Annotated in this window: 25 protein-coding genes and 1 riboswitch; of the genes, 18 read left to right on the plus strand and 7 right to left on the minus strand. The window is 66.1% G+C overall.

The genetic code is table 11. The annotated features are described in order from the left end of the window. Positions 1–18 precede the first annotated feature (18 nt). Positions 19–1,272, minus strand: coding sequence for a tyrosine--tRNA ligase (gene tyrS / locus MUU56_RS00850; RefSeq protein WP_244765464.1), 1,254 nt, complete (start codon positions 1,270–1,272; stop codon positions 19–21). A 130-nt stretch (positions 1,273–1,402) separates the two neighbouring features. On the opposite strand from tyrS, the gene MUU56_RS00855 reads away from it, so the two are divergent. Both MUU56_RS00855 and MUU56_RS00860 read left to right on the plus strand, forming a co-directional pair. Next, positions 1,403–2,536, plus strand: a complete 1,134-nt coding sequence (locus MUU56_RS00855; protein WP_244765465.1) for an anhydro-N-acetylmuramic acid kinase — start codon at positions 1,403–1,405, stop codon at positions 2,534–2,536. Positions 2,537–2,683: 147 nt separating this feature from the next. Continuing rightward, a complete protein-coding gene (locus tag MUU56_RS00860; protein WP_244765466.1) occupies positions 2,684–3,805 on the plus strand; it encodes a GGDEF domain-containing protein in 1,122 nt (373 codons plus the stop codon). A gap of 74 nt (positions 3,806–3,879) precedes the next feature. Here MUU56_RS00860 and MUU56_RS00865 read toward each other — a convergent pair whose 3' ends face one another. After that, entirely contained in the window at positions 3,880–4,557 is a 678-nt protein-coding gene (locus tag MUU56_RS00865; protein ID WP_023516508.1) for an alpha/beta hydrolase, read from the minus strand. A gap of 214 nt (positions 4,558–4,771) precedes the next feature. On the opposite strand from MUU56_RS00865, the gene MUU56_RS00870 reads away from it, so the two are divergent. From MUU56_RS00870 to MUU56_RS00915, 10 genes are all read left to right on the plus strand, one after another. Next, on the plus strand, positions 4,772–5,941 hold the full coding sequence (locus tag MUU56_RS00870) for a cysteine desulfurase family protein (RefSeq protein ID WP_244765467.1): 1,170 nt from the start codon (positions 4,772–4,774) through the stop codon (positions 5,939–5,941). Between the two features lie 138 nt (positions 5,942–6,079). Further along, positions 6,080–7,549 (plus strand): Fe-S cluster assembly protein SufB, encoded by a 1,470-nt coding sequence (gene sufB / locus MUU56_RS00875; protein ID WP_244765468.1) that lies wholly within the window; start codon positions 6,080–6,082, stop codon positions 7,547–7,549. Positions 7,550–7,663: 114 nt separating this feature from the next. Next, entirely contained in the window at positions 7,664–7,825 is a 162-nt protein-coding gene (locus MUU56_RS00880) for a hypothetical protein (RefSeq protein ID WP_244765469.1), read from the plus strand. 48 nt (positions 7,826–7,873) lie between these two features. Continuing rightward, entirely contained in the window at positions 7,874–8,629 is a 756-nt protein-coding gene (sufC, locus tag MUU56_RS00885; RefSeq protein ID WP_244765470.1) for a Fe-S cluster assembly ATPase SufC, read from the plus strand. A 24-nt stretch (positions 8,630–8,653) separates the two neighbouring features. Then, positions 8,654–9,928, plus strand: coding sequence for a Fe-S cluster assembly protein SufD (gene sufD / locus MUU56_RS00890; protein WP_244765471.1), 1,275 nt, complete (start codon positions 8,654–8,656; stop codon positions 9,926–9,928). Positions 9,929–9,994: 66 nt separating this feature from the next. After that, complete coding sequence (locus MUU56_RS00895) at positions 9,995–11,233, plus strand: cysteine desulfurase (protein WP_244765472.1); 1,239 nt, start codon at positions 9,995–9,997, stop codon at positions 11,231–11,233. Between the two features lie 12 nt (positions 11,234–11,245). Next, entirely contained in the window at positions 11,246–11,626 is a 381-nt protein-coding gene (locus tag MUU56_RS00900) for an SUF system Fe-S cluster assembly protein (protein ID WP_244765473.1), read from the plus strand. A gap of 285 nt (positions 11,627–11,911) precedes the next feature. Then, positions 11,912–12,304, plus strand: coding sequence for a Fe-S cluster assembly scaffold SufA (gene sufA / locus MUU56_RS00905; RefSeq protein ID WP_244765474.1), 393 nt, complete (start codon positions 11,912–11,914; stop codon positions 12,302–12,304). A 219-nt stretch (positions 12,305–12,523) separates the two neighbouring features. Beyond that, positions 12,524–14,389: a PAS domain S-box protein gene (locus tag MUU56_RS00910; protein WP_244765475.1), complete on the plus strand. Its 1,866-nt coding sequence runs from the start codon at positions 12,524–12,526 to the stop codon at positions 14,387–14,389. After that, complete coding sequence (locus MUU56_RS00915) at positions 14,373–14,780, plus strand: response regulator (RefSeq protein ID WP_244765476.1); 408 nt, start codon at positions 14,373–14,375, stop codon at positions 14,778–14,780. The genes MUU56_RS00910 and MUU56_RS00915 overlap by 17 nt, the downstream gene beginning before the upstream one ends. Before the next feature lie 166 nt (positions 14,781–14,946). On the opposite strand, the gene gcvP is transcribed toward MUU56_RS00915, so the two are convergent. From gcvP to MUU56_RS00935, 4 genes are all read right to left on the minus strand, one after another. Then, the gene (gene gcvP, locus MUU56_RS00920; protein ID WP_244765477.1) at positions 14,947–17,817 is read right to left on the minus strand and encodes an aminomethyl-transferring glycine dehydrogenase; all 2,871 of its coding nucleotides are present in this window, start codon (positions 17,815–17,817) and stop codon (positions 14,947–14,949) included. Continuing rightward, positions 17,817–18,179, minus strand: a complete 363-nt coding sequence (gene gcvH, locus MUU56_RS00925) for a glycine cleavage system protein GcvH (protein WP_244765478.1) — start codon at positions 18,177–18,179, stop codon at positions 17,817–17,819. Before gcvH ends, gcvP begins: the two co-directional genes overlap by 1 nt. Positions 18,180–18,352: 173 nt before the next feature. Beyond that, positions 18,353–19,492, minus strand: a complete 1,140-nt coding sequence (gcvT, locus tag MUU56_RS00930) for a glycine cleavage system aminomethyltransferase GcvT (RefSeq protein WP_244765479.1) — start codon at positions 19,490–19,492, stop codon at positions 18,353–18,355. A gap of 158 nt (positions 19,493–19,650) precedes the next feature. After that, positions 19,651–19,752: riboswitch (glycine riboswitch) on the minus strand. A 153-nt stretch (positions 19,753–19,905) separates the two neighbouring features. Continuing rightward, positions 19,906–20,133, minus strand: coding sequence for a hypothetical protein (locus tag MUU56_RS00935; RefSeq protein WP_244765480.1), 228 nt, complete (start codon positions 20,131–20,133; stop codon positions 19,906–19,908). Between the two features lie 268 nt (positions 20,134–20,401). Between MUU56_RS00935 and MUU56_RS00940 the strand changes: the two genes are divergently transcribed. The 6 genes from MUU56_RS00940 (at position 20,402) to MUU56_RS00965 (ending at position 24,355) form a co-directional block, all read left to right on the plus strand. Beyond that, positions 20,402–20,638 carry an Lrp/AsnC ligand binding domain-containing protein gene (locus tag MUU56_RS00940; protein ID WP_024271053.1) on the plus strand — a complete coding sequence of 79 codons (237 nt, stop codon included), beginning with the start codon at positions 20,402–20,404 and terminating at the stop codon, positions 20,636–20,638. A gap of 71 nt (positions 20,639–20,709) precedes the next feature. Beyond that, complete coding sequence (locus tag MUU56_RS00945; RefSeq protein ID WP_244765481.1) at positions 20,710–21,702, plus strand: RluA family pseudouridine synthase; 993 nt, start codon at positions 20,710–20,712, stop codon at positions 21,700–21,702. Continuing rightward, on the plus strand, positions 21,702–22,367 hold the full coding sequence (locus MUU56_RS00950; RefSeq protein WP_244765482.1) for an HAD-IA family hydrolase: 666 nt from the start codon (positions 21,702–21,704) through the stop codon (positions 22,365–22,367). The genes MUU56_RS00945 and MUU56_RS00950 overlap by 1 nt, the downstream gene beginning before the upstream one ends. Beyond that, the gene (locus MUU56_RS00955; protein WP_244765483.1) at positions 22,360–23,145 is read left to right on the plus strand and encodes an ATP12 family chaperone protein; all 786 of its coding nucleotides are present in this window, start codon (positions 22,360–22,362) and stop codon (positions 23,143–23,145) included. Before MUU56_RS00950 ends, MUU56_RS00955 begins: the two co-directional genes overlap by 8 nt. 73 nt (positions 23,146–23,218) lie before the next feature. After that, the gene (locus tag MUU56_RS00960; RefSeq protein ID WP_244765484.1) at positions 23,219–23,869 is read left to right on the plus strand and encodes a hypothetical protein; all 651 of its coding nucleotides are present in this window, start codon (positions 23,219–23,221) and stop codon (positions 23,867–23,869) included. A 102-nt stretch (positions 23,870–23,971) separates the two neighbouring features. Then, a complete protein-coding gene (locus MUU56_RS00965; RefSeq protein WP_244765485.1) occupies positions 23,972–24,355 on the plus strand; it encodes a DoxX family protein in 384 nt (127 codons plus the stop codon). A gap of 11 nt (positions 24,356–24,366) precedes the next feature. Here MUU56_RS00965 and MUU56_RS00970 read toward each other — a convergent pair whose 3' ends face one another. Next, on the minus strand, positions 24,367–24,681 hold the full coding sequence (locus tag MUU56_RS00970) for a DMT family transporter (RefSeq protein ID WP_244765486.1): 315 nt from the start codon (positions 24,679–24,681) through the stop codon (positions 24,367–24,369). Between the last annotated feature and the right edge of the window lie 95 nt (positions 24,682–24,776).

Raw genomic sequence — 24,776 nt, forward strand, 5'->3', positions numbered from 1 at the left:
CGGCGGAGAAGGCGGTGGTCAGGCCGGGCGCACCAGGATGTGCTTCTTCTTGCCCAGCGAGAGCTTGATCACGCCGTCGCCCGAAACGTCGGCGGTGCCGATGAGGCGGCGCTCGTCGGAAACGGCGGCGTCGTTGATGCGCACCGCGCCGCCCTGCACATGGCGGCGGGCTTCGCCGTTGGAGGCGGCAAGGCCGGCCTTGACGACGAGGGTGAGGAGGCCGATGCCGGCTTCGAGCTCACCGGCGGACACCTCGATCGACGGCAGGTTCTCGGCGATCGCGCCTTCCTCGAAGGTCTTGCGCGCGGTTTCGGCGGCCTGCTCGGCGGCCTCGCGGCCGTGCAGCATCGCCGTCACCTCGGTGGCGAGGATTTTCTTCACCTCGTTGATCTCGGCGCCGCCGAGCGCGGAGAGCCGGGCGATCTCGTCCATCGGCAGCGTCGTGTAGAGCTTCAGGAAGCGCGAGACATCGGCGTCCTCGGTGTTGCGCCAGTACTGCCAGAAGTCATAGGCCGACAGCATGTCCGGGTTGAGCCAGACGGCGCCGGAGAGAGACTTGCCCATCTTGGCGCCCGAGGCGGTCGTCAGGAGCGGCGAGGTCAGCGCGTAGAGCTGCGGCGTGCCCATGCGGTGGCCGAGGTCGATGCCGTTGATGATGTTGCCCCACTGGTCCGAGCCGCCCATCTGCAGGCGCACGTCGTAGCGCTTGTTCAATTCGACGAAGTCGTAGGCCTGCAGGATCATGTAGTTGAATTCGAGGAAGGACAGCGAGTGCTCGCGGTCGAGGCGCAGCTTCACGCTGTCGAAGGAGAGCATGCGGTTGACGGAGAAATGCCGGCCGACATCGCGCAGGAATTCGAGGTAGTTGATGCCGAGCAGCCAGTCGGCATTGTTGATCATTAGCGCGTCCTTCGGGCCCTCGCCATAGGTGAGGTAGTTCGAGAAGACCTTCTTGATGCTGGCGATGTTGCTGTCGATCGTGTCCGGCGTCATCAGCTGGCGCGCCTCGTCCTTGAAGGACGGGTCGCCGACCATGCCGGTGCCGCCGCCCATCAGCGAGACCGGGCGGTGGCCGGTCTTCTGGAACCAGTGCAGCATCATGATCTGGATGAGGCCGCCGGCATGCAGGCTCGGCGCGGTCGGATCGAAGCCGATATAGGCCGTCACGGTTTCCTTGGCGAGAAGGTCGTCGAGGCCGGTTTCATCGGAGATCTGGTGGATGAAGCCGCGCTCTTTCAGCGTGCGGAGGAAATCGGATTTGAATTCGGACATGGCCTGTCTCTCTTGCCGGGATGCTCTGGGCGGGATGTTGGCGGCCGGAGATAATTTTCCGGCGGACCGCCGGGCGTTTAGCACTGTTTCACCGCATAATCACTCCTAAAGTGATTCTGGAGCGGATGGCATGACGGGACTGCGGACGGCGATCGGTCTGATGAGCGGCACGAGCCTCGACGGCATCGACGTCGCGCTGCTGCGCACGGATGGCGAGGCCGTCGTCGAGCGCGGCCCCTTCCTGGCGCGGCCCTACGACGCCACCTTCCGCCGCCGCCTGCAAGGGGCGCTGGAGACCGCCAAGACGATCGGCAAGCGCGACGAACGGCCGGGCGATCTTGCCGAGATCGAGCGCGCGCTGACGCTGCGCCACGGCGAGGCCGTGCGCGCCTTCCTGGAGGAGAACGGGCTTGCGGCATCCGACATCGACGTCATCGGCTTCCATGGCCAGACCGTGCTGCACCGGCCGGATGCCGGCCTGACGGTGCAGCTCGGCGACGGCGGTCTACTCGCCCGCGAGACCGGCATCGACGTGGTCTACGACATGCGGGCGAACGACATGGCGCATGGCGGGCAGGGCGCGCCGCTCATTCCCGCCTATCACGCCGCGCTTGCCGCCGGCCTTTCCGGCGCCACCGGCAAGGCGGTCGTCTTCGTCAATATCGGCGGCATTTCCAACATCACCTTCATCGGCGCGGGCGGGGCGATCGTCGCCTATGACAGCGGCCCCGGCAACACGCTGATCGACCAGTGGGTGGAGGCCCATGCCGGCATTCCCTACGACCAGGGCGGCATGATCGCCTCGGAGGGCCGCGTCGATCCCGGCCTTGCGGAGCGCTATCTCGGCCATGCCTTCTTCACCGACCCGGTGCGCCGCTCGCTCGACCGCAACGATTTCCGCCCGCCGGAGGGGCCGGACGCGAGCCTGGAGGACGGTGCGCGCACGCTGGCCCATGTCACGGCGGCCGCCATCCTGCGCTCGGCCCGCCACCTGCCGGAGCGGCCGAAGCTCTATGTCGTGTGCGGCGGCGGCCGGCTCAACCGGGTGATCATGGGCGACCTTGCGGCGCTTGCCGAGACGGAGGGGGCGGAGGTGGTGACGGCCGAGGCGGTCGGCCTCGACGGCGACAGCATGGAGGCGGAGGCCTGGGCCTATCTCGCCGTCCGCTCGCTCCGCGGCCTGCCGCTCACCTTCCCGGGCACGACGGGCGTGACGGCGCCCGTGACCGGCGGCCTACTGCAGAAACACGCCCCCCGCGATTAACGGTTTTTTCGCGGGCACCGTCTAGGAATCGGTGAGATCGGTCCGGGGCGCCCTGCACGGAACGGCTTTGTGTCTTGCGTTAGGTGGCCAATGAGTGGCGCGGGCTTCCTGCTGGCGGTGAACTTTCTCATCGCGCAGTGTTTCTGCATGTTTTTCCTGGCGGTGTCCGCCAGGAGCCGCAACCGCGTCGCCGCCCGCTGGTTTGCCGGCACCTATGCCGTCGCCTCGCTCGCCACCATCTTCGAATTCCTCGTCGCCTATGTGCCGCCGGCAAAGCTCTGGGCGATCCTCGCCTTCGCCGCCATGCTGGGCGGCATGCTGATGCTGCGCGTCGGCGTCGGCCATCTCTACGGCCTTCGTACCAACCGGTGGGTCCTGGCGGGTATCTTCGTCGCCTTCGTCGCGCTCGACTATGTCATCTACGACCTGCCGCGCGGCACGCTCGCCCATGCGCTGCCCTACCAGACGCCGTTCGCGGTGGCGCTCGGCATGAGCGCTTTCGCCGTCTGGCGGGCGCGTCCGGCCAGTTTCGTCGACCGGGCGCTCATCGTCCTCCTTGCGCTGACCAGCGGGCATTTCATCGTGAAGGCCTTCGCCGCCGTGCTCGCCGGGGCGGGCAACACGGCGGAGGACTATCTCGCCAGCCAGTTCGCGCTCGTCTCGCAGAGCATGGGCGCCGTGCTGATCGTCACGGTCGGCCTGATGCTGCTCTGCGTGCTCGTGCTGGAGATCGTCGCGGAGGAGAAGGGCAATGCGGAGGTCGATCCGCTGTCCGGCCTCCTCAACCGCCGCGGCTTCGACAACCGCATCGACGCGCTGCTGGCGGGCGCCGGGCCGCATGGCCTCATCCTGTGCGACATCGATCATTTCAAGTCGGTCAACGACACGCATGGCCACCAGGGCGGCGACAGCGCCATCCGCGCCTTCGGCGAGGCGCTGCGTGTCGCGGCGCCGCCAGGCGCGCTCGCCGCGCGCATTGGCGGCGAGGAGTTCGCGCTCTTCCTGCCGAACACCGGCAGGGAGGCGACGCTGCTCTTCGCCCAGACCCTGCGCGCCACCCGTGCCGTCGCGCCCATTCCCGGCCTGCCGCCGGCCGTGCGCATCACCGCCAGCTTCGGCGTCGCCGAGGTGACGCGCGGCGAGCCGCTGCGCTTTGCCATGCGCCGGGCGGACGATGCGCTCTATGCGGCCAAGAATGCCGGGCGCGACTGCGTGCGCGAGGCGGAGCCGCCCGCGGTGGTGCTGGAGGTCGTCAAGCGCGCGAACTGAGGCGCGTGACCGGAAGGCAAAGAAAAAGCCCGGCGAACGTCACCGGGCTTCTTTCCGTTCTCTTTCTCGGCCGGTCAGCGGATGCGCTTGGCGGCCGGTTCCGGCGTCAGTTCGCCGGCGAGGCGGCGGTCGAGGTAATCCTCGCATTCGGCCATCAGGGTTTCCGTCTGGCCGTTGAAGAAGTGGTTGGCGCCCGGCACCGTGCGGTGGGTGATCAGGATGCCCTTCTGCGTCTTGAGTTTCTCGACGAGGCCGTTGACGTCCTTCTCCGGCGCCACCTTGTCGGAATCGCCGTTGATGATGAGGCCCGACGACGGGCAGGGGGCGAGGAACGAGAAGTCGTAGATGTTCGGCTGCGGGGCGATCGACATGAAGCCTTCGATCTCCGGGCGGCGCATCAGGAGCTGCATGCCGATCCAGGCGCCGAAGGAATAGCCGGCAACCCAGCAGCTCTTCGAATCGGGATGCAGGCTCTGCACCCAGTCGAGCGCCGAGGCCGCATCCGACAGTTCACCCGCGCCATGGTCGAATTCGCCCTGGCTGCGGCCGATGCCGCGGAAGTTGAAGCGCAGCGTCGTGAAGCCGCGCTTCTGGAACATGTAGAACAGCTGGTAGACGATCTGGTTGTTCATCGTGCCGCCGAACTGCGGGTGCGGGTGCAGCACGATGGCGATCGGGGCGTTCTTCTGCTTGGACGGCTGGTAGCGCCCTTCAAGGCGACCGGCGGGTCCGTTGAAGATGATTTCGGGCATTCTTACTCCGGCAAGTTCGCGTTCTGGAACGGATTCTTGTCAACTGAAGTCTTGACGAAACCAGTCAGCTTTTCTAGAACCTAGTTTAGAACCATTCGAAACTGTGTGGGCGCCCATGGGACGCCGTGCGTTTGGTGTCATAAGGCAAGCCAGACGGAAATTTCAAGGAAAATGCACGCCGCCGTGAACTTGGCCTGGCAGGCATGGGTAAAGAATGACGAAGACGGAGCGCACATATCTGGACTGGAACGCCACGGCGCCCTTGCTGCCGGCGGCGCGCAAGGCCGTTCTTGCCGCGCTCGACAGCGTCGGCAACCCGTCTTCCGTGCACGGCGAGGGCCGGGCGCTGCGCATGCTGGTGGAGGCCGCGCGCCGTGACGTCGCCGCGCTGGTCGGCGCCGCGCCGGCCCATGTGATCTTCACGAGCGGCGCCACCGAGGCGGCGAACCTCGTCCTGACGCCCGACTACCGCATGGGCCGCACGCCGCTCGCCATCGGCCATCTCTATGTGTCCGAGATCGAGCATCCGGCGATGCGCGAGGGCGGGCGTTTTGCGCGCGAGGCCGTGACGACGATCCCCGTCACCCGCGCCGGCCTCGTCGATCTCGACGCGCTGGAAACGCTTCTTGCGGGCCATGACAAGGCGAAGGGCCTGCCGATGGTGGCGGTCATGCTCGCCAACAACGAGACGGGCATCGTGCAGCCGGTGACGGCGGCGGCGGAGACCGTGCGCCGCCATGGCGGCCTCCTCGTCGTCGATGCGGTGCAGGCCGTCGGCCGCGTGCCGGTCGATATTGCGGCGCTCGACGCCGATTTCCTAATCGTCTCCTCGCACAAGCTGGGCGGCCCGAAGGGCGCCGGCGCGCTGATCTCGCGCGGCGAGGTGCTGATGCCCGTGCCGCTGATCCGCGGCGGCGGGCAGGAGAAGGGGCATCGCTCCGGCACGGAAAACCCGGCGGCGCTTGCCGGCTTTGCCGCGGCCGCGCGGTTTGCCGCCGCCGACCTTGCGGAGCGCAACGGACGGATCGCCGCCCTGCGCGCCACGCTGGAGGCCGGCATGCAGGCGGCGACCAACGACGTCATCATCCACGGCGCGGATGTCGAGCGTGTCGCCAACACCTCGTTCTTCAGCCTGCCGGGCCTGAAATCGGAGACGGGGCAGATCGCCTTCGACCTGGAGGGCATTGCGCTTTCGGCAGGGTCGGCCTGCTCTTCCGGCAAGGTCGGGCAGAGCCATGTGCTGGCGGCCATGGGCTTCGATGCCGCGCTCGGCGGGCTGCGGGTCTCGCTCGGGCCGGGCTCGACGGAGGAGGATGTGGAACGCTTCCTCGCCGCCTTCTCGCGCGTCGTTTCGCGGCGGCGCATGACGGGAAACGCGGCGTGAGGTGAATCTTGCGGGAACGCAAGTTTTCGCTTGCCAAAGGGTGGGAAAAACCGCCTTTGGCGCTTACATAACCGGCGGGAGGCCCGCCACACGTTGACAAACTGCCGGACCTTGGATCCGGCAAGATTGGAGAACGACATGCCTGCGGTGCAGGAAACGATCGAACAGGTCCGTCAGATAGACGTCGACCAGTACAAATACGGCTTCGAGACGAAGATCGAGATGGACAAGGCGCCGAAGGGCCTGTCCGAGGATATCATCCGCTTCATCTCGGCCAAGAAGAACGAGCCCGACTGGATGCTCGAATGGCGCCTGGAGGCCTATCGCCGCTGGCTGACGCTCGAGGAGCCGACCTGGGCGCGCGTCGACTATCCGAAGATCGACTTCAACGACCTTCACTACTACGCCGCGCCGAAGAACCAGACCGGCCCGAAGTCCATCGACGACGTCGATCCCGAGCTTCTGAAGATGTACGAGAAGCTCGGCATTCCGCTGCGCGAGCAGGAGATCCTCGCCGGCGTGCAGACCTCGAAGATCGCCGTCGACGCCGTGTTCGATTCGGTCTCGGTCGTCACGACCTTCAAGGAGGAGCTGAAGAAGGCCGGCGTGATCTTCATGTCGATTTCCGAAGCCATCCGCGAGCATCCCGATCTCGTGAAGAAGTATCTCGGCTCCGTCGTCCCGACGACAGACAATTTCTACGCGACGCTGAACTCAGCGGTCTTCACCGACGGTTCCTTCGTCTTCGTGCCGAAGGGCGTTCGCTGCCCGATGGAACTGTCCACCTACTTCCGCATCAACGAGAAGAACACCGGCCAGTTCGAGCGCACGCTGATCATCGCGGAGGAGGGCGCCTACGTGTCCTACCTCGAGGGCTGCACCGCGCCGCAGCGCGACGAGAACCAGCTCCATGCGGCCGTCGTCGAGCTGGTCGCGCTCGATGATGCCGAGATCAAGTATTCCACCGTCCAGAACTGGTATCCGGGCGACAAGGAAGGCAAGGGCGGCATCTACAACTTCGTGACGAAGCGCGGCGATTGCCGGGGCAAGAACTCCAAGATCTCGTGGACGCAGGTCGAGACCGGCTCCGCCATCACCTGGAAGTACCCGTCCTGCATCCTGCGCGGCGATGGTTCGCGCGGCGAGTTCTACTCGATCGCCGTCTCGAACGGCCACCAGCAGATCGACAGCGGCACCAAGATGATCCATCTCGGCAAGAACACGTCGAGCCGCATCGTCTCCAAGGGCATTTCCGCGGGTTTCTCCAACAACACCTATCGCGGCCAGGTCTCGGCCCACCGCAAGGCGGAGAACGCGCGCAACTTCACCCAGTGCGACTCGCTTTTGATCGGCGACAAGTGCGGCGCGCATACCGTGCCCTATATCGAAGCGAAGAACGCGACCGCCCATTTCGAGCACGAGGCGACCACCTCGAAGATCTCCGAGGACCAGCTGTTCTACTGCCTGCAGCGCGGCATCCCGACCGAAGCGGCGATCGCGCTGATCGTCAACGGCTTCGTCAAGGAAGTCATCCAGGAACTGCCGATGGAATTCGCCGTCGAGGCGCAGAAGCTGATCGGCATCTCGCTGGAAGGCTCGGTCGGCTGATCGGGTGAAGGAATGTCCCGGCGGGTTCCGCCGGGGGACCGGACAAGCCTCACGATGAAGTTCCCGCGTGATCCGTTATAGTAGCGGATGCGGCTCTCATCTGGAGGCGACGACATGGATCCGGTCAATCTGACGTACTACGCCGTGGTTTGCGGTGGACTTGCAGCCTATTCGCCGACGCTTACGAACAGGATCGTGCGATTGGCGATGGGGTTCGGGGTGGGTGCCCTTTCGGCGACGCTCCTTCCGGTGGTCCACTTCTTCCTCGGCTTCTGAAACGAAGACGGGAGCGCGGGACGCGCTCCGAAGCCAGGATCGAAAACCATGCTTGAAATCAAGAATCTGCACGCCCGCATCGCCGAAGACGGCACCGAGATCATCCGCGGCCTGAACCTTTCCGTGAAGGCCGGCGAAGTCGCCGCCATCATGGGCCCGAACGGCTCGGGCAAGTCCACGCTCTCCTACATCCTCTCCGGCCGCGAGGACTATGAAGTCACCGAAGGCGACATCCTCTACGACGGCGAGAGCATCCTGGAGCTCGACCCGGCGGAGCGCGCCGCCAAGGGCATCTTCCTCGCCTTCCAGTACCCGGTCGAGATCCCGGGCGTCGCCACCATGCAGTTCCTGAAAGTGGCGATGAACGAGCAGCGCAAGGCGCGCGGCGAGGCGGAACTGACGACGCCGGACTTCATGCGCCGCGTCAAGGAAGCCGCCGCCGAACTGAAGATCGCGCCGGAAATGCTGCGCCGTCCGCTGAACGTCGGCTTCTCCGGCGGCGAGAAGAAGCGCGCCGAAATCCTGCAGATGTCGCTCCTGGAGCCGAAGCTGTGCATCCTCGACGAGACCGATTCCGGCCTCGACATCGATGCGCTGAAGATCGTCGCCGACGGCGTCAACGCCCTGCGCTCGCCCGACCGCGCCGTCGTCGTCATCACGCACTATCAGCGCCTGCTTGACTACATCGTGCCGGACACGGTGCACGTTCTCTACAAGGGCCAGGTCATCAAGTCCGGCGACAAGACGCTGGCGCATGAACTGGAAGCAAACGGCTACGCCGACATCATCGGTGCTGCGGCCTGACGGCACCCATGAAGGAGTGATCTCATGAACATGCAGACAGGCATGAAGCTCTCCGTCGCCGAGACGGCGCTCTGCGAAGCCTACGACCATGCGCTCGGCGAACTGCCGGGCGACGGCGCCGTGCTTGCCGCCCGCGACGTCCTCATCAGCGACTTCAAGGAAGCCGGCCTTCCGACGCGCCGCGTCGAGGCCTGGCACTATACGGACCTCAGGGCGCTGCTGCGCGCCGTGCCGGCCTTCGATCCGGCGGCCTCCGCCGCCAGGATCGGTCCGCTGGTCGAGGGCTCCACGGTGCTTTCCGTCGTCAACGGAGTGGCGGATGCACGGGGCGCGGTCGAGGGCGTCACGCTGCGCACCTTCGCCAATGCGCTGGCCGACGGCACGGCCGCGGACGGCCTTGTCGCCCGCGACGGCGACGACACGATCGGCCGCATCAACGGCGCCTTCGTTCGCGACGGTTTCGTGCTGGATTTCCCCGCCGGCACCGAACTTGAAGCGCCGGTCGAGATTCAGACGATCCAGAATGCCGGCCAGGTCCATACGCGATTCCCGGCGACCTTCGGCGCGAACGTCAAGGCGACCGTCATCGAGCGCCATGTGGCGGCCGGCGACAATGCCGCCTTCGTCACGACGATCAGCGACATCTCGCTTGCCGACGGCGCGGAGGTCACCTGGGTCATCTTCCAGGGCCAGGGGGCGGCCGATACCCATCTCGGCCAGATCCGCATCACGCTCGGCACCGACGCCAAGCTGCGCCTCTACGTGATCAATGCCGGCGGCAAGCTCGTGCGGCAGGAAATCCACGCCGTGGTGGCGGGCGAGGGCTCCGACCTCATCCTGCGCGGCATCAACCTGCTCGGCGGCGAGACGCATACCGACGTGACCTTCACGGTCGGCCACGACGTGCCGAACACGACCTCCACCGAGGTGATCCGCAACGTGATCTTCGATCGCGCCCGCGGCGTCTTCCAGGGGCAGATCCGCGTTGCGCCGGACGCCCAGAAGACCGACGCCAAGATGTCGTGCAACACGCTGCTGCTCTCCGACGAAGCCGATTTCTCGGCCAAGCCGGAGCTGGAGATCTTCGCCGACGACGTGCAGTGCGGCCACGGCGCGACCGTGATCGACATCGACCACACGCAGCTCTTCTACCTGATGGCCCGCGGCATCCCGGAAAACAAGGCACGCGCCATGCTGGTCAACGCCTTCGTCGCCGAGATCGTCGAGGAGCTGGAAGACGAGCCGCTGGTCGAGGCGCTGGAAGGCGTCATCGCCGACTGGCTCGACAAGCACGCCTAACAGGAGCAATCCCAGCAAAAGTGTACAGCGGTTTTGCGTCCGGATTGCGTAAACAAGGAAGTCGAGATGGAACACGCCCCCGCACTGGCCTATGACGTCGAGGCGATCCGCAAGGATTTCCCGATCCTGTCGAAAACGGTCTACGGCAAGCCGCTGGTCTATCTCGACAACGGCGCCTCGGCGCAGAAGCCGCAGGCGGTGATCGACGCGATTTCGCACGCCTATTCCAGCGAATATGCCAATGTGCATCGCGGCCTGCACTTCCTGTCGAACGCCGCCACGGACGCCTACGAGGCGGCGCGCGAGAAGGTGCGCCGTTTCCTCAACGCCTCCTCGGTCGACGAGATCATCTTCACGAAATCCTCGACCGAGGCGATCAACACGGTCGCCTACGGCTACGGCATGCCGAAGATCGGCGCGGGCGACGAGATCGTGCTGTCGATCATGGAGCACCATTCCAACATCGTGCCGTGGCACTTCATCCGCGAGCGGCAGGGCGCCAAGCTCGTCTGGGCGCCGGTGGACGATACGGGCGCCTTCCACATCGAAGACTTCGAGAAGTGCCTGACCGAGCGCACCAGGCTCATCGCCATAACGCATATGTCGAACGCGCTCGGCACCATCGTGCCGGTCAAGGAGATATGCCGCATCGCCCGCGAGCGCGGCATTCCGGTGCTGGTCGACGGCTCGCAGGGCGCCGTGCACATGCCGGTGGACGTGCGGGACATCGATTGCGACTGGTATGTGATGACCGGCCACAAGCTCTACGGCCCCTCCGGCATCGGCGTGCTCTACGGCAAGATGGACCGGCTGAAGGAGATGCGGCCCTTCCAGGGCGGCGGCGAGATGATCGTCGACGTGACCGAGGACATCGTCACCTACAACGACCCGCCGCACCGCTTCGAGGCCGGCACGCCGCCGATCGTGCAGGCGATCGGGCTCGGCCATGCGCTCGACTACATGGAGAAGATCGGCCGTGCGGCGATCGCCACCCATGAGGCGGACCTGCGCGACTATGCCCATGAGCGGCTTTCGGCGATCAATTCGCTGAAGATCTTCGGCACGGCGCTGGGCAAGGGCTCGATCTTCTCCTTCGAGCTGGAAGGCATCCATGCCCATGACGTCTCGATGGTCATCGACCGGGCAGGGGTGGCGGTGCGCGCCGGCACCCATTGCGCCCAGCCGCTCTTGAAACGCTTCGGCGTCACCTCCACATGCCGGGCATCGTTCGGCCTGTACAACACGCGCGCCGAAGTCGATGCCCTGGCCGACGCGCTCGACCATGCCCGCAAATTCTTTGCCTGAGGAGGTGGACCCATGTCCCTCGACGCAACGGAAGACAAGACCGACGTCCGCGACGGCATCGTGCATTCGGCGATCCCGGACGACGAACTGGCGCGCCTTTCCGACGACATCATCTCCGCCCTGAAGACGGTCTACGACCCGGAAATCCCGGCCGACATCTTCGAGCTCGGCCTGATCTACAAGATCGACATCGAAGACGACCGCATGGTCAAGATCGACATGACGCTGACGGCGCCCGGTTGCCCCGTGGCCGGCGAGATGCCGGGCTGGGTGGAAAACGCCGTGGGCGCGGTCGAGGGCGTGTCCGGCGTCGAGGTCAAGATGACCTTCGATCCGCCGTGGACGCCGGACCGCATGTCGGAAGAGGCGCAGGTCGCCGTGGGCTGGTATTGAAGCGAGGGGCACTGGCTGAGGCCTGCCCCTCATCCGCCTGCCGGCACCTTCTCCCCGCAAGCGGGGCGAAGGACGACCGGGCGATGGTTTCCTCGATAGGGATGCCTCTTCGTTTGGGAAAACCGTGCGGCATATCCCTTCTCCCCGCTTGCGGGGAGAAGGTGGCGGCAGCCGGATGAGGGGCAAACTCTCAGCGCTGTGACTTGATCCGTTAACCCGCCAACACTAGATTCGGATTCGCAGACCGCCGGGCCTTGAACCCGGCCGGCGAAGGAGAAGCGGCCCATGGCCTTTGCAGTGATGACACTCACCGACGCGGCGGCAGACCGGGTCAAGGCGATCGTTGACAATGCCGGCGGCGATGCCAAGGGCATTCGCGTCGGCATCAAGAAGGGCGGTTGCGCCGGCATGGAATATGCCATCGACCTCGTCACCGAACCCAATGCCAAGGACGACCTGATCGAACACAACGGTGCCAGCGTCTGGGTCGCGCCGGAGGCGGTGCTCTACCTTCTCGGCACGCAGATGGATTTCGAGGTGACGACGCTGCGCTCCGGCTTCACCTTCCACAACCCGAACCAGACGTCCGCCTGCGGCTGCGGCGAATCGGTCGAGCTGAAGCCGGCCGATCTTGCGGCCCTCGCGGCTTCCGGCCAGCCGACGGTGCGCGCCGGCTGAACCGGTCGGGCATTGCGCAGCCCGTCAATCCTTGCGGCTTTCCTTCACCGGCGGTCTTGCCGGGAGCGTTTCCACGCCCTTTCCGAAATCGCTCCAGCCTTTCGTCCCGGCGCAATTCCGGCAAAACCGCTTCGCACTTTTGCCGGAATTGCTTTAGTCTCCCGCGCGCGGCGCGCGAATCCGGCGCCGGCGTGATCGCCAGGGAGAGGGGCGCGAGCGATGGACGACTTTGCCGCGGCACTTTACCAGAACCTGCCCTTTCCCGTGGTCATTGTCGACGCGCAGGGGTGCCTCGTTTCCCACAATGATGCGGCCGCCCGCACCTTCGGCTGGAGCCGCGACGACGGGGCGGCGGCGGGCGTGGCCGTTCTCGCGGGCGAGGCGGCAGCGGCGCGCCTTGCCCGGCAGGCCGCGGGCGGGCGCGAAAATACCCATGCTCTCTGCTTCCGCCACGACAACGGCGCCACCTTCGACGCGACGGCCCATGTGATCGCCATGCCGGATGCAGGCGGACGGCCCTCCTATGCGATCCTCCTGCGCAGCCTTCTGAGCGGAGGCAGCCACGGCGAGCAGATCCTGCTGGGCCAGCGCATCGCGGCGGCGCTCGACACGATGCCCGAGGGGTTTGCGATCTTCGACGAGACGGAGCACCTCGTCATGTTCAACCGCTCCTACAAGGAGCGGTGCGGACCGGCCCGCGATGCCGTGCGCGTGGGCGTGACGCTGGAGAGCATTACGCGCGCCAATATCCGCGCGGGCATGTTTCCCGGCATCCGGGAGGGAACGCCGGAGGCCGAGGCGATGGTGCGCGCCCGCCTCGAAAGCCACAGGAACACCGGCAGCGGCGGAACCGTCTTCGAGTTCGGCAAGGACCGGTGGATCCGCGGCGAGAGCCATGTGGCCGAGACCGGCGACATCGTCGCGCTGCGCGTCGACGTAACGGAGCTGAAGCGCACCGAAGCGGCGCTGGAGATGAAGCGCCGCGAATATCTCTCGCTGCTGCAGATCCTGCCCGACATGATCCTGCGGTTCGATCGCGACCTGACGATCCGCTTCGCCAATGACAAATACGCCCATTTCGTCGGCTCGACGACGGACGGGCTGATCGGCCGCTACCTGCCGGATATCGCCTGCGCACCGGAACATACCGCGGCGCTGATGGACGTCGAGAACTACACCCGCGCCGCGCCCGTCAAGACCGTGGAGATCTGCATCGAGGGGCATGACGGCCAGATGATGTGGATGCTCTGGACCGCCGTGGCGATCTTCGACAAGGAGGGTGTCTGCGAGGTCGTCTGCGTCGGGCGCGACATCACCGAGGCCAAGCGCCAGCAGCAGCAGGTGGAAGCCCAGACGAAGGAGCTGCGCCGCAAGAACGAGGCGCTGGACCAGTTCACCGCCACGGTCTCGCATGACCTGAAGGCGCCGCTGCGCCACCTTTCCATGTTCGCCGAGATGATCTCGGAGGACCTGCACCGCGGCGACATCGCCGAACTGCCGACCTATGCCGACCATGTGCGCAAGAGCGCCGCGCGCATGCGCCGGATCATCGACAGCCTGCTGGAATTCTCGCAGATCGCCTACCGGATCTCGGCGCCGAAGCCCGTTTCGCTCTCCGACGTGGTGCGCGACGCGCTCGCGCTGCTGGAAAGCCATGTGCAGGAGGCGGGCGGGCGTGTCGAGGCCGCGCCCATGCCGGACGTGATGGGCGATCCGGAGCTCCTGAAGCGGCTGGCGCAGAACCTCATCGGCAATGCGCTGAAGTACCGCCGGCCCGGCGCCGCGCCGGTCGTGCGCGTCTACTGCCGCGAGCGCCCGGGCGGCATCGATTTCGTCGTCGAGGATGACGGCATCGGCATCGACCCGCAGCATGCCGGACGGATTTTCGAGGTGTTTCAACGCCTTCACCGGGACGAGGCGGTGTACCAGGGCACCGGCGTCGGACTCGCGCTGGCGCGCCGGATCGTCGAGAGCCACAACGGGGTGATAACGCTTGACACGCAGTACGGTCCGGGGGCACGCTTCGTCGTGACGTTTCCGCAACCCGTAAAATCAAAGGGGAACGATCGTGGGAGGCTCGGCTAGAAAGCTGATCGTCGTGGACGACGATCTTGTGGACGTGCGCTTCGTCATGCGCGCCTTCAGCGATGCCGGCAGCACGATCGAGATCACCCATGTCGCCGACGCGGAACTGGCGAGCGACCGGCTCGACCGCGAGGCCTTCGACTATATCCTGCTCGACATCAACATGCCCGGCACCAGCGGCATGGACCTGCTCAAGCGGCTGCGCGGGCGCGCCCGCACGGCGGTGACGCCCGTCATCATGCTGTCCTCGTCCTCCAGCACCGCCGACGTCAACCGCGCCTATCAGAACGGCGCCAATGCCTATGCCGTCAAGCCCTCGACGCTGAGCGGCTACCGCGATTTCGCCGAAGGCTTTACCCGCTTCTGGGTGGACGTCGCCGTCTCGCCCTGATCCTCTCCCTGCCCGCAATGAAAAACCCCGGCCGATGGATCGGCCGGGGTTCGTCAGTTTGTGGCGTGAATCCTCGGGTCGAGCCCGAGGATGACGGAGGAGAGGTTGCGGGATACGCCGTTGGAAACCGGACCCCGCCGACAGGAACGGCCGGGACACAAAGTCCCTACTCGGCAGCCTCCGCATAATCCTCCAGCGGCGGGCAGGAGCAGACGAGGTTGCGGTCGCCGTAGACATTGTCGACGCGGTTGACCGGCGACCAGTACTTGTCCACCCGGAAGGCGCCCGGCGGGTAGCAGGCCTGTTCGCGCGAATAGGGGCGGTCCCATTCGCCGACGAGGTCTTCCACCGTGTGCGGGGCGTTCTTCAGCGGGTTGTTGTCCTTGTCCATCGTGCCGTCCTCGATGGCGCGGGCCTCCTCGCGGATCGCCAGCATCGCCTCGCAGAACCGGTCGATCTCGGCCTTGGTCTCCGATTCGGTCGGCTCGATCATCAGCGTGCCGGCAACCGGCCAGCTCATTGTGGGGGCGTGGAAGCCGCAGTCGATCAGCCGCTTGGCGACGTCGTCGACGGTGACGCCGGCGCTTGCCGCAAGCGGGCGCGTGTCGATGATGCATTCATGCGCCACGCGACCCTTGGCGGAGGCGTAGAGCACGTCATAGGCGCCCTTCAGGCGGGCGGCGATATAGTTGGCGTTGAGGATCGCCACCTTGGTCGCCTGCGTCAGGCCTTCGCCGCCCATCATCAGGCAGTAGCTCCAGGAGATCGGCAGGATGGAGGCCGAGCCGAAGGGCGCCGCCGAGACGGCGCCGGTATTGCCAAGGCCCGCGACTTCCGGATGGCTCGGCAGGAAGGGCGCAAGGTGCGCCTTCACGCCGATCGGCCCCATGCCGGGGCCGCCGCCGCCATGCGGGATGCAGAAGGTCTTGTGGAGGTTCAGGTGCGAGACGTCCGAGCCGATGTCGCCCGGGCGGGCAAGGCCCACCATGGCGTTCATGTTGGCGCCGTCCATGTAGACCTGGCCGCCATGCCTGTGCACGATCTCGCAGACCTCGCGCACATTCTCCTCGAAGACGCCGTGCGTGGAGGGGTAGGTGATCATGCAGCAGGAGAGGTTTTCCGCGTACTGCTCTGCTTTTGCACGGAAATCGGCCATATCGATATCGCCGTTCTCCGACACTTTCACGACGACGACCTTCATGCCGGCCATCTGGGCGGAGGCGGGGTTGGTGCCGTGCGCGGAGGTCGGGATGAGGCAGACGTCGCGATGCGTGTCGCCATTGGCGAGGTGATAGGCGCGGATCGTCAGGAGGCCGGCATATTCGCCCTGCGCGCCGGAATTCGGCTGCATGGAGACGGCGTCGTAGCCGGTGATGTCGCAGAGCTTCTGCGACAGGTCCTCGATGAGGTAGCGATAACCCTGCGCCTGGTCGGCGGGAACGAAGGGATGGATCTCCGCGAATTCCGGCCAGGTGATCGGCAGCATTTCCGCCGTCGCATTGAGCTTCATCGTGCACGAGCCGAGCGGGATCATCGCCCGGTCGAGCGCGAGGTCCCGGTCGGAGAGGCGGCGGATATAGCGCACCATCTCGCTTTCCGCGCGGTTCATGTGGAAGATCGGATGCGTCAGGTATTCGCTGGTGCGCAAGAGGTCTTCCGGCAGGCGGTAGTCCGGCTCGAATTCGGCCACCTCGAAATTGCCGCCGAAGGCGCGCCAGACAGCCTCCAGCGTGACGGGGCGCGAGCGCTCGTCGAGGCTGATGCCGATGCGGTCGTCGCCGATCTTGCGCAGGTTCACGCCTTCCGCGACGGCCGTCTTCAGGATGATGCCCTGCAGCTTGCCGACATGGACGGTGATCGTGTCGAAGAAGACGTCGGGCTCGACCGTGTAGCCGAGCTTTTCGAGGCCCTTGGCGAGGCGGACGGTCTTCTGGTGCACGCTCTGGGCGATCGCCTTGAGGCCCTGCGGCCCGTGGAAGACGGCGTACATCGAGGCCATGACGGCGAGCAGCACCTGCGCGGTGCAGATGTTCGACGTCGCCTTTTCGCGGCGGATGTGCTGTTCGCGGGTCTGGAGCGACAGGCGATAGGCGCGGTTGCCGCGCGCATCGATCGACACGCCGACGAGGCGGCCGGGCATGGAGCGCTTGTAGGCGTCCTTGACGGCCATGTAGGCCGCGTGCGGCCCGCCGTAGCCGACCGGCACGCCGAAGCGCTGGGTGGAGCCGATGGCGATATCCGCATCCATGTCGCCGGGCGATTTCAGGAGCGCGAGGGCCAGCGGATCGGCCGCGATGACGGCGATGGCGCCGGTCTGGTGCAGGCGAGCGATGAGGCCCGAGAAATCACGCACATGGCCGTAGGTGCCGGGATACTGGAAGATCGCGCCGAAGACGTCGACGGGGTCGAGGTCGGTGAAGGGATCGCCGACGATGATCTGCCAGCCGAGCGGTTCGGAGCGGGTCTTCAAGAGCGCGATGGTCTGCGGGTGGCAGTTCTCGTCGACGAAGAAGGCTTTTGCCTTGGATTTCGCCACGCGCTCGGCCATGGCCATGGCTTCGGCGGCGGCGGTCGCCTCGTCGAGCAGCGAGGCGTTGGCGACGTCGAGGCCGGTCAGGTCGCAGACCATGGTCTGGTAGTTGAGCAGCGCTTCGAGGCGGCCCTGGCTGATTTCCGGCTGGTAGGGGGTATAGGCCGTGTACCAGGCGGGGTTCTCCAGGATGTTGCGCTGGATGACCGGCGGGGTGATCGTGCCGTAATAGCCCTGGCCGATCAGCGAGACGAGTTTCCTGTTGCGGTTGGCGGTCTCGCGCAGCTTGTCGAGCGCCTCGCGCTCGGTCATCGGCGCGCCCCATTCCAGCGGCTTTGCCTGGCGGATCGACTGCGGCACGGTGTCGTCGATCAGCGCGTCGAGGCTGTCATAGCCGATCACCTTCAGCATCGCCTCCATCTCCTTCGGCGAGGGGCCGATATGGCGACGGTTGGCGAAGTCGTAGGGCTGGTAATCGGTAAAGGCGAAATCCTTGGGAAGAGACATCAGCCGACAAGCTCCTTGTAGGCGGCTTCATCGAGCAGCGCTTCCGCGTCGGCGGGGTTAGCGAGCTTCAGCTTGAAGAACCAGCCGGCGCCCTGCGGGTCGCTGTTGACGAGGGAGGGATCGGCGGTGATCGCCTCGTTGATTTCGACGATCTCGCCGTCAAGCGGACAATAGACGTCGGAAGCTGCCTTGACGCTCTCGACGGTGGCCGCGTCGCCGCCCTTCTCGAAGGTCGCGCCGACCTCGGGCAGTTCCACGAAGACGAGATCGCCGAGCTGTTCGGCCGCGTGCACCGTGATGCCGACGGTCGCAACGCCGCCTTCGATCTTCAGCCACTCGTGTTCTTCGGTGAATTTCAGCATGTTCGTTCCTCTCTATGGGAAATTTGTTGGTCGAACCAACCCCCTCATCCGGCCCTTCGGGCCACCTTCTCCCCGCGGGGGAGAAGGGGATACCGGCGCTTGCCTTTTTCACCTTCTCCCCCGCGGGGAGAAGGTGCCGGCAGGCGGATGAGGGGGCGAAGCACGTACATCTGTCAGCGCTTGAAGGTGTTCTTGACGAAGGGCATGGCCGCGACGGTGATGGGCAGGAATTTTCCGCGCACGCCGGCATAGAGCTGGGTGCCGGGCGCCGTCGCCGCCTTGGTGACGTAGCCCATGGCGACGGGGCCGTCGGCATTCGGGCCGAAGCCGCCGGAGGTGACGGTGCCGACGACGTCCTCGCCCTCGGCATCGGTGGCGAGCACCGCACCGCCGCGCACCGGCGCGCGGCCCTCCGCCTTCAGGCCGACGCGGCGGCGGGATGCGCCGTTTTCGAGCTCACGGAGGATGACGGCCGCACCCGGAAAGCCGCCGGCGCGCTCGCCGCCCGTGCGACGCACCTTCTGGATGGCCCATTCGAGACCGGCTTCCACCGGTGTGGTCGTCGTGTCGATGTCGTTGCCGTAAAGGCAGAGGCCGGCTTCGAGGCGCAGCGAATCACGCGCGCCAAGGCCGATCGGCAGCACGTCCGGGTGGTCGAGCAGGCGGCGACAGACCGCTTCGGCAAGGCTGGCGGGAATGGAGATCTCGAACCCGTCCTCGCCCGTATAGCCCGAACGCGAGACGATGCAGTCGGCATCGTGCAGGTCGCAGGCGCGCACGTCCATGAAGCGCATGGAGGAGACGTCCGCCCACAGTTCGGCGAGCACGGCCTCGGCATGCGGGCCCTGCAGCGCGATGAGGGCGCGGTCGTCGTGCAGGGTCAGTTCGCAGGTGTCGCCGATCTTCGCCAGCATATGGGCGAAATCCGCCTCCTTGCAGGCGGCGTTGACGACGACGTAGAAATGGTCGCCGCGATTGGCGATCATCAGGTCGTCGAGGATGCCGCCCGCGTCATTGGTGAAGAGGGCGTAGCGCTGGCGGCCCTCGCCGAGGCCGAGGACATCGACCGGCACCAGCGTCTCCAGCGCGCGGGCGGCGTCCGCATTGTCGCCGGAGCGGGCGCGCACGGTGACCTGGCCCATGTGGGACACGTCGAACAGGCCGGCGCTCGCGCGGGTGTGCAGATGTTCCTTCATCACGCCGGCGGCATATTGCACCGGCATCTCGTAGCCGGCGAACGGCACCATGCGGGCGCCGAGCGAAAGGTTCAGCGCATGAAGCGGGGTTTTCTTGAGTTCAGACGATCCGTCCAAAAGGCGCCCTCCAGTCCTGTGGCGCCCCCTATCCAACGGGCACCGGCTCACAATCCCGGCGCTTTCGCGCCGCTCTCCTGAGCCCCCTCTGTCCCTTCGCCTGAGATTGTTATCCCTTCGGCGAGCGCTCGAAAAACGCTTCTCTCCAGAGTTCCGACGGCACCTTGCTGGTCCTTTTGCCTGAGAGTTTCCGGGGCGGTTGCTCCTTCGGCACCGGCCATGCCCTTGGTCGGGCGGCCAGCTTCTCCCAGCGAGGTCGCCTCCAGATAAAGGCGTTGCCCGCGCTTTGGCAAGAGCGTTGCGTCGCTCCCAAGCGAATTTTTGTCGTAGCGGGAAAGGCCGGGCAGGGACCGCGCAAAGAAAAGCCCCCGAAGGGGCGGCAGGTTGGAGGACGGCTGTTTTCCGAAGGAGGATCAGGCGGGTTCCGGCACGGCGGGCAGGTCATTCTCGACATAGAGGCGCTGCGCCTGCGAAACGGTTACCGCGCTTCCGGGGGCGGTGATCAGCGCCAGGGCCAGGGCCGGCGGATGGATGACGGTGAGCGCGGCGATCGCGCGGGCATCGCCGCGGACCTTCGCATCCTCGCTCCAGGCATGGATGCGCTCCTCGAAGAGGGTGTTCGCACGCGTCTGCGACCGCATTCCCTGCGATGCGTAGGCGGCCGTTGCCGGCGAAACTGTCACGATCTGTGTCATGGCATTCAACGGAGTTGGTTTTGTATCGTTGCAATTTATCAGTTGCATCTTTCCGAGGTATAAAGTGCCACGGTTGCATTTTCATCGAGTTTTAACGGTCTGTACGATTATCGGCCGGCCTTGCCTTTGGCGGCGGAATTCCGCCATAAGAGATATGGAATGCCGCCGGAATCGGGCGGGAACACGCATGCCGCCGATGGCGCGGGAGGAACCGATGAAGCCGATTTTCGTGCAATTGCAATGCGCTCCGGGCAAGACCTACGAGGTCGCCGACGCGCTTTACGCTACGGAACTCATTTCGGAGCTCTATTCGACGAGCGGCGACTACGACCTTCTCCTGAAGATCTATGTCGACAGCGAGGAGGATATCGGCAAGTTCATCAACGACCACGTCGCCTCCATTCCGGGCATCGTGCGATCCCTGACGACGCTGACCTTCCGCGCATTCTGACGCGCGCCGTTTCCAATATTCCCCTTCGCCCGTTCTTGCGCTAAAGCACGGCGCAACGAAAGAAGGCGAAGATGGCAGGCATCGAACACAAGCAGGTGGAGAACGACGAGGCGGGCATGCGGCTCGACCGGTGGTTCAAGGTCCACTATCCGGGCCTCGGCTTCGGCCAGCTGCAGAAACTGCTGCGCTCCGGCCAGGTGCGTGTCGATGGCGGCCGCGCCAAGAGCGACACCCGCGTGCAGCCCGGCCAGATGGTCCGCATCCCGCCGATGGACGTGGATGCCAAGGGCCCGAAGGCCGGCCCCATCGCCGGCCGCGACCTGAAACATTCCCCCGATGGCGAACTGCTCGCCCGCATGCTCTTGCATGAGGACGACAAGGTCTTCGTGCTCAACAAGCCGGCCGGCATCGCCGTGCAGGGCGGTTCGGGCGTCACCCGGCACATCGACAAGATGCTGGAGGCCTGGACGAGCCAGAAGGGCGAGAAGCCGCGTCTCGTGCACCGCCTCGACCGCGACACGTCGGGCGTGCTCGTCATCGCCCGCACGCGGGGCGCGGCGCAGAAGCTGACCGCCGCCTTCCGCGAGCGCGACACCAAGAAGACCTACTGGTCGCTGGTCAAGGGCGTGCCGAAGAAGCGCGAGGACAAGATCTCCACCTGGCTCGTCAAGGAGCAGACGTCGGACGGCGACCGCATGCGCATCGCCAAGCACGGCGAGGACGGTGCGGACCACGCCGTGTCCTTCTACCGTATCGTCGAGCAGGCGGGGCAGAACTTCGCCTGGCTGGAGATGGAGCCCTATACCGGGCGCACGCACCAGCTGCGCGTGCACGCCGCCCATATCGGCCACCCGATCCTCGGCGACCCGAAATATTTCGACGCGGACGTCAACTGGAGCTTTCCGGGCGGCGTGCAGAACCGCCTGCATCTCCATGCCCGCCATATCGACATCCCGCACCCGTCCGGCGGGCGCCTGCGCGTCACCGCGCCGCTGCCGCCGCACATGGTGCAGACCTGGAACCTCTTCGGCTTCGACCAGAACGCGGCGGACGAGGAAGACTGATGCGGCTCGTCCTTTTCGATTGCGACGGCACGCTGGTCGACAGCGTCAACCTGATCCATGAGGTCATGGCGCGCACCTTCGTCGATTTCGGCTTCGCACGGCCGGATATCGCGCAAACCAAGGCGATCATCGGCCTGACGCTCGACATCGCCATCGCCCGCATGCAGGGCAAGCCGCATGTCGACGACGAGGCGCTGGCGATGACCGCGCACTATAAGGCGGCCTATACCGGCGTGCGCGCCGAGCCCGGCTTCCAGGAGCCGCTCTTTCCGGGCATCGCCGCCATGATGGCGCGCCTCGAGCGGCAGGACGACCTGATCCTCGGCGCCGTGACGGGGAAGTCCCGCCGCGGCCTCGATCTCATCCGCGCCGCGCACGGCTTCGACAGGACGTTCTTCGTCTCGCGCACGGCCGACGACTGCCCCTCCAAGCCGCATCCGGCCATGGTGACGGAATGCTGCAGCGAGGCGGGCGTGGATGCGGTGCGCACGGTTGTCATCGGCGATGCGGTCTACGATATGCAGATGGCGAAGGCGGCGGGTGCGAAGGCGATCGGCGTTTCCTGGGGCTATGCCACCGTGCCCGAACTGGTCGAGGCCGGCGCGGACCACATCCTGCGCACGCCCGCCGACCTTCTCGAATGGCTGGAGATTTCCGATGCGTGATATCCTGAGCGACCTTTCCGATGCGATGAGCGATCCCGATCCGGTGCGCCGCGCGCAGATCCAGATGAAGCGCCCGTTGCCGAAGCGGTTCTACAAGGCGGTTTCGACGGACGAGGTGGAGGAGGGCCACCGCATCCTGCTCGACGGCCGCCCGGTGCGCACGCCCGGCAAGAAGCTGCTCGCCGTGCCGGCCAAGCCGATCGCCGACCGGCTCGTGGCCGAATGGGACGGGCAGGGCGAGGAGATCGACCCGGCGAAAATGCCGGTGACGCGGCTCGTCAACACGGCCGTCGACGGCGTCTCGGAGAATTTCGATGCGGTCTTCGACGAGATCGTGCGCTTTGCCGGCACGGACATGCTCTGCTACCGCGCGGATTCGCCGGCCGGGCTCGTCGAGCGGCAGCGCGAGGGCTGGGACCCGGTCATCCGCTGGGTGGCCGACACAAGGGGCGCGCGCTTCATCCTCGTCGAAGGCGTGATGCACCAGGAACAGCCGGCGCCGGCGATCGAGGCCTTTTCCAAGGCGCTTGCCGCGTTCCGCGATCCGCTGGCACTCGCCTGCCTGCACACGGTGACGACGCTCACCGGCTCGGCGCTGCTGGCGCTGGCGCTCGCCGAGGGCGTCATCGACGCCGACAGGGCCTGGACGCTCGCCCATGTCGACGAGGACTGGCAGATCGAGCATTGGGGCACGGACGAGGAGGCCTTCCACCGCCGCGCGCTGCGCCGGGCGGAAATGGACGTCGCCGCCGCCGTGCTTGCGGAAATTCCGCGCTGAAAAGACTTTGTTAAGAGGTTCGCACCATTTTGGCGCGCGACCGAAATCCGACATCGCATACCGGTTTGACTTCATGCAGTTCCTCGTCCGCGTCCTTCTTTCCGCCAGCCTTCTCTTCTCCACTCCCTTCGCCGCCAGCGCCGACGAGGCCTATCCGGTCCGAGACATCCGCAAGATCGTCGTCAGCGGCGACGGCAGCGCGTCCGCCACGGTGCTGAAGCGCGCGGGCGAGCACCTGAAGCGGGCTGCCAAGGCGACGCGCCGGGCCGTCGCGATTGACCGGGCGGTAATGGATGTGCGGGTTTCCGGCGTAAGGCAGGGCAGCGACGGCCGGAGCACGGCCCGCGTGACGGTGACGCTGGACGGTCCCGGCGAAGCGTCGCGCCGGACCCTGACGGTCAACAGCTTCATGCCGGAGCAGAGGGGACGCGAGGCAGCGCTCGGCGATGCCATCGCCAAGCGGGTGGCGCTCGCCTATCACCTGGCGCCGGTCGCCACCGGCAAGGCGACCTATGGCAAGCGTCCCGGCAAGGATCGCAAGGAGGCCGGCGGCAAGCGCCGCACGCCGACGAGAACCTCCATCCAGGCCTATCCGGGCGGGGAGAAACGCCCGCTGGTCATTCCCAGCGAGGCGGCGCTGACGGTGCGCTCGCGCGCGCTGCCGGAAGGCTCCAGGAAGAAGGTGGCGCCCTGCGTCGTCACGCAGGCGATCAGCTGCGACTGATCGCGCGAAATGCGCCACGGCGAGGCGCGGCAAGGACCAGGCGAATCCGTGCGGGAAGCGTGATAGAGTTCCCTTCTTCTTGAAACGAAGGGGAACGAAGGCATGTTCGACGGTCTATCCGCCTATCGGCCGCAGGCGCTGGCGGCGCTGCGCATCATGACGGCGTTGCTCTTCATCGAGCACGGCACGCAAAAGTTCTTCAATTTCCCGCCCTCGGACCAGCCCTTCGGCGATCTGATGAACCTGATAGGGCTGGCCGGCGCGCTGGAGATCGCCGGCGGCCTTTTGATCCTGCTCGGCCTCTTCACGCGGCCGGCGGCCTTCGTGCTCTGCGGCTTCATGGCGGTCGCCTATTTCATGGCGCATGCACCGCAGAGCTTTTTCCCGATCAACAATCGCGGCGACGCCGCGATCCTGTTCTGCTTCGTCTTCCTCTACCTGACCGCCGCAGGGCCGGGTGCTTTCGCGCTCGACAACCGCCGTTAGAGCCGCCCGCTCTAGGCCGCGAATTTCAGGCCGAGGATGCCGGTGACGATGAGCGCGATGCAGCCCATGCGCATGGCGGTCACCGGCTCGGCGAAGAGGACGACGCCGAGCATCACGGTGCCGACCGTGCCGATGCCGGTCCAGATCGCATAGGCGGTGCCGATCGGCAGCGTCTTCACGGCAAGGCCGAGCAGGACGATGGAAACGACCATCGAGCCGGCGGTGAGGACCGTCGGCAGAGGCCTGGTGAAACCGTCGGTATATTTGAGGCCGATCGCCCAGCCGATTTCGAACAGGCCGGCGAGGGTGAGATAAATCCAGGGCATTGCCCACTCCATAAGAAAGGAGCGAGGCCGTCCCCGCGGTCGTGACCGGATGCCATCCGGCGGTAGCCGTCTACCGGGGCGTACTATACCCCGGT

The organism is Shinella yambaruensis, from assembly GCF_022899355.1.
Taxonomy (GTDB): Bacteria; Pseudomonadota; Alphaproteobacteria; order Rhizobiales; family Rhizobiaceae; genus Shinella; species Shinella yambaruensis.

What these genes read in the sequence shown, in the direction of transcription:
- MUU56_RS00945 (WP_244765481.1), top strand. Translation starts at nt 20,710, where the DNA reads ATGGCAGGCATCGAACACAAGCAGGTGGAGAACGACGAGGCGGGCATG.
- MUU56_RS00895 (WP_244765472.1), top strand. Translation starts at nt 9,995, where the DNA reads ATGGAACACGCCCCCGCACTGGCCTATGACGTCGAGGCGATCCGCAAG.
- MUU56_RS00880 (WP_244765469.1), top strand. Translation starts at nt 7,664, where the DNA reads ATGGATCCGGTCAATCTGACGTACTACGCCGTGGTTTGCGGTGGACTT.
- MUU56_RS00855 (WP_244765465.1), top strand. Translation starts at nt 1,403, where the DNA reads ATGACGGGACTGCGGACGGCGATCGGTCTGATGAGCGGCACGAGCCTC.
- gcvH (WP_244765478.1), bottom strand. Translation starts at nt 18,179, where the DNA reads ATGCTGAAATTCACCGAAGAACACGAGTGGCTGAAGATCGAAGGCGGC.
- MUU56_RS00860 (WP_244765466.1), top strand. Translation starts at nt 2,684, where the DNA reads ATGTTTTTCCTGGCGGTGTCCGCCAGGAGCCGCAACCGCGTCGCCGCC.
- MUU56_RS00950 (WP_244765482.1), top strand. Translation starts at nt 21,702, where the DNA reads ATGCGGCTCGTCCTTTTCGATTGCGACGGCACGCTGGTCGACAGCGTC.
- MUU56_RS00910 (WP_244765475.1), top strand. Translation starts at nt 12,524, where the DNA reads ATGGACGACTTTGCCGCGGCACTTTACCAGAACCTGCCCTTTCCCGTG.
- MUU56_RS00865 (WP_023516508.1), bottom strand. Translation starts at nt 4,557, where the DNA reads ATGCCCGAAATCATCTTCAACGGACCCGCCGGTCGCCTTGAAGGGCGC.
- MUU56_RS00965 (WP_244765485.1), top strand. Translation starts at nt 23,972, where the DNA reads ATGTTCGACGGTCTATCCGCCTATCGGCCGCAGGCGCTGGCGGCGCTG.
- MUU56_RS00970 (WP_244765486.1), bottom strand. Translation starts at nt 24,681, where the DNA reads ATGCCCTGGATTTATCTCACCCTCGCCGGCCTGTTCGAAATCGGCTGG.
- sufC (WP_244765470.1), top strand. Translation starts at nt 7,874, where the DNA reads ATGCTTGAAATCAAGAATCTGCACGCCCGCATCGCCGAAGACGGCACC.
- MUU56_RS00960 (WP_244765484.1), top strand. Translation starts at nt 23,219, where the DNA reads ATGCAGTTCCTCGTCCGCGTCCTTCTTTCCGCCAGCCTTCTCTTCTCC.
- MUU56_RS00935 (WP_244765480.1), bottom strand. Translation starts at nt 20,133, where the DNA reads ATGCGGTCGCAGACGCGTGCGAACACCCTCTTCGAGGAGCGCATCCAT.
- tyrS (WP_244765464.1), bottom strand. Translation starts at nt 1,272, where the DNA reads ATGTCCGAATTCAAATCCGATTTCCTCCGCACGCTGAAAGAGCGCGGC.
- MUU56_RS00955 (WP_244765483.1), top strand. Translation starts at nt 22,360, where the DNA reads ATGCGTGATATCCTGAGCGACCTTTCCGATGCGATGAGCGATCCCGAT.
- sufB (WP_244765468.1), top strand. Translation starts at nt 6,080, where the DNA reads ATGCCTGCGGTGCAGGAAACGATCGAACAGGTCCGTCAGATAGACGTC.
- MUU56_RS00940 (WP_024271053.1), top strand. Translation starts at nt 20,402, where the DNA reads ATGAAGCCGATTTTCGTGCAATTGCAATGCGCTCCGGGCAAGACCTAC.
- MUU56_RS00870 (WP_244765467.1), top strand. Translation starts at nt 4,772, where the DNA reads ATGACGAAGACGGAGCGCACATATCTGGACTGGAACGCCACGGCGCCC.
- sufA (WP_244765474.1), top strand. Translation starts at nt 11,912, where the DNA reads ATGGCCTTTGCAGTGATGACACTCACCGACGCGGCGGCAGACCGGGTC.
- sufD (WP_244765471.1), top strand. Translation starts at nt 8,654, where the DNA reads ATGAACATGCAGACAGGCATGAAGCTCTCCGTCGCCGAGACGGCGCTC.
- MUU56_RS00900 (WP_244765473.1), top strand. Translation starts at nt 11,246, where the DNA reads ATGTCCCTCGACGCAACGGAAGACAAGACCGACGTCCGCGACGGCATC.
- gcvP (WP_244765477.1), bottom strand. Translation starts at nt 17,817, where the DNA reads ATGTCTCTTCCCAAGGATTTCGCCTTTACCGATTACCAGCCCTACGAC.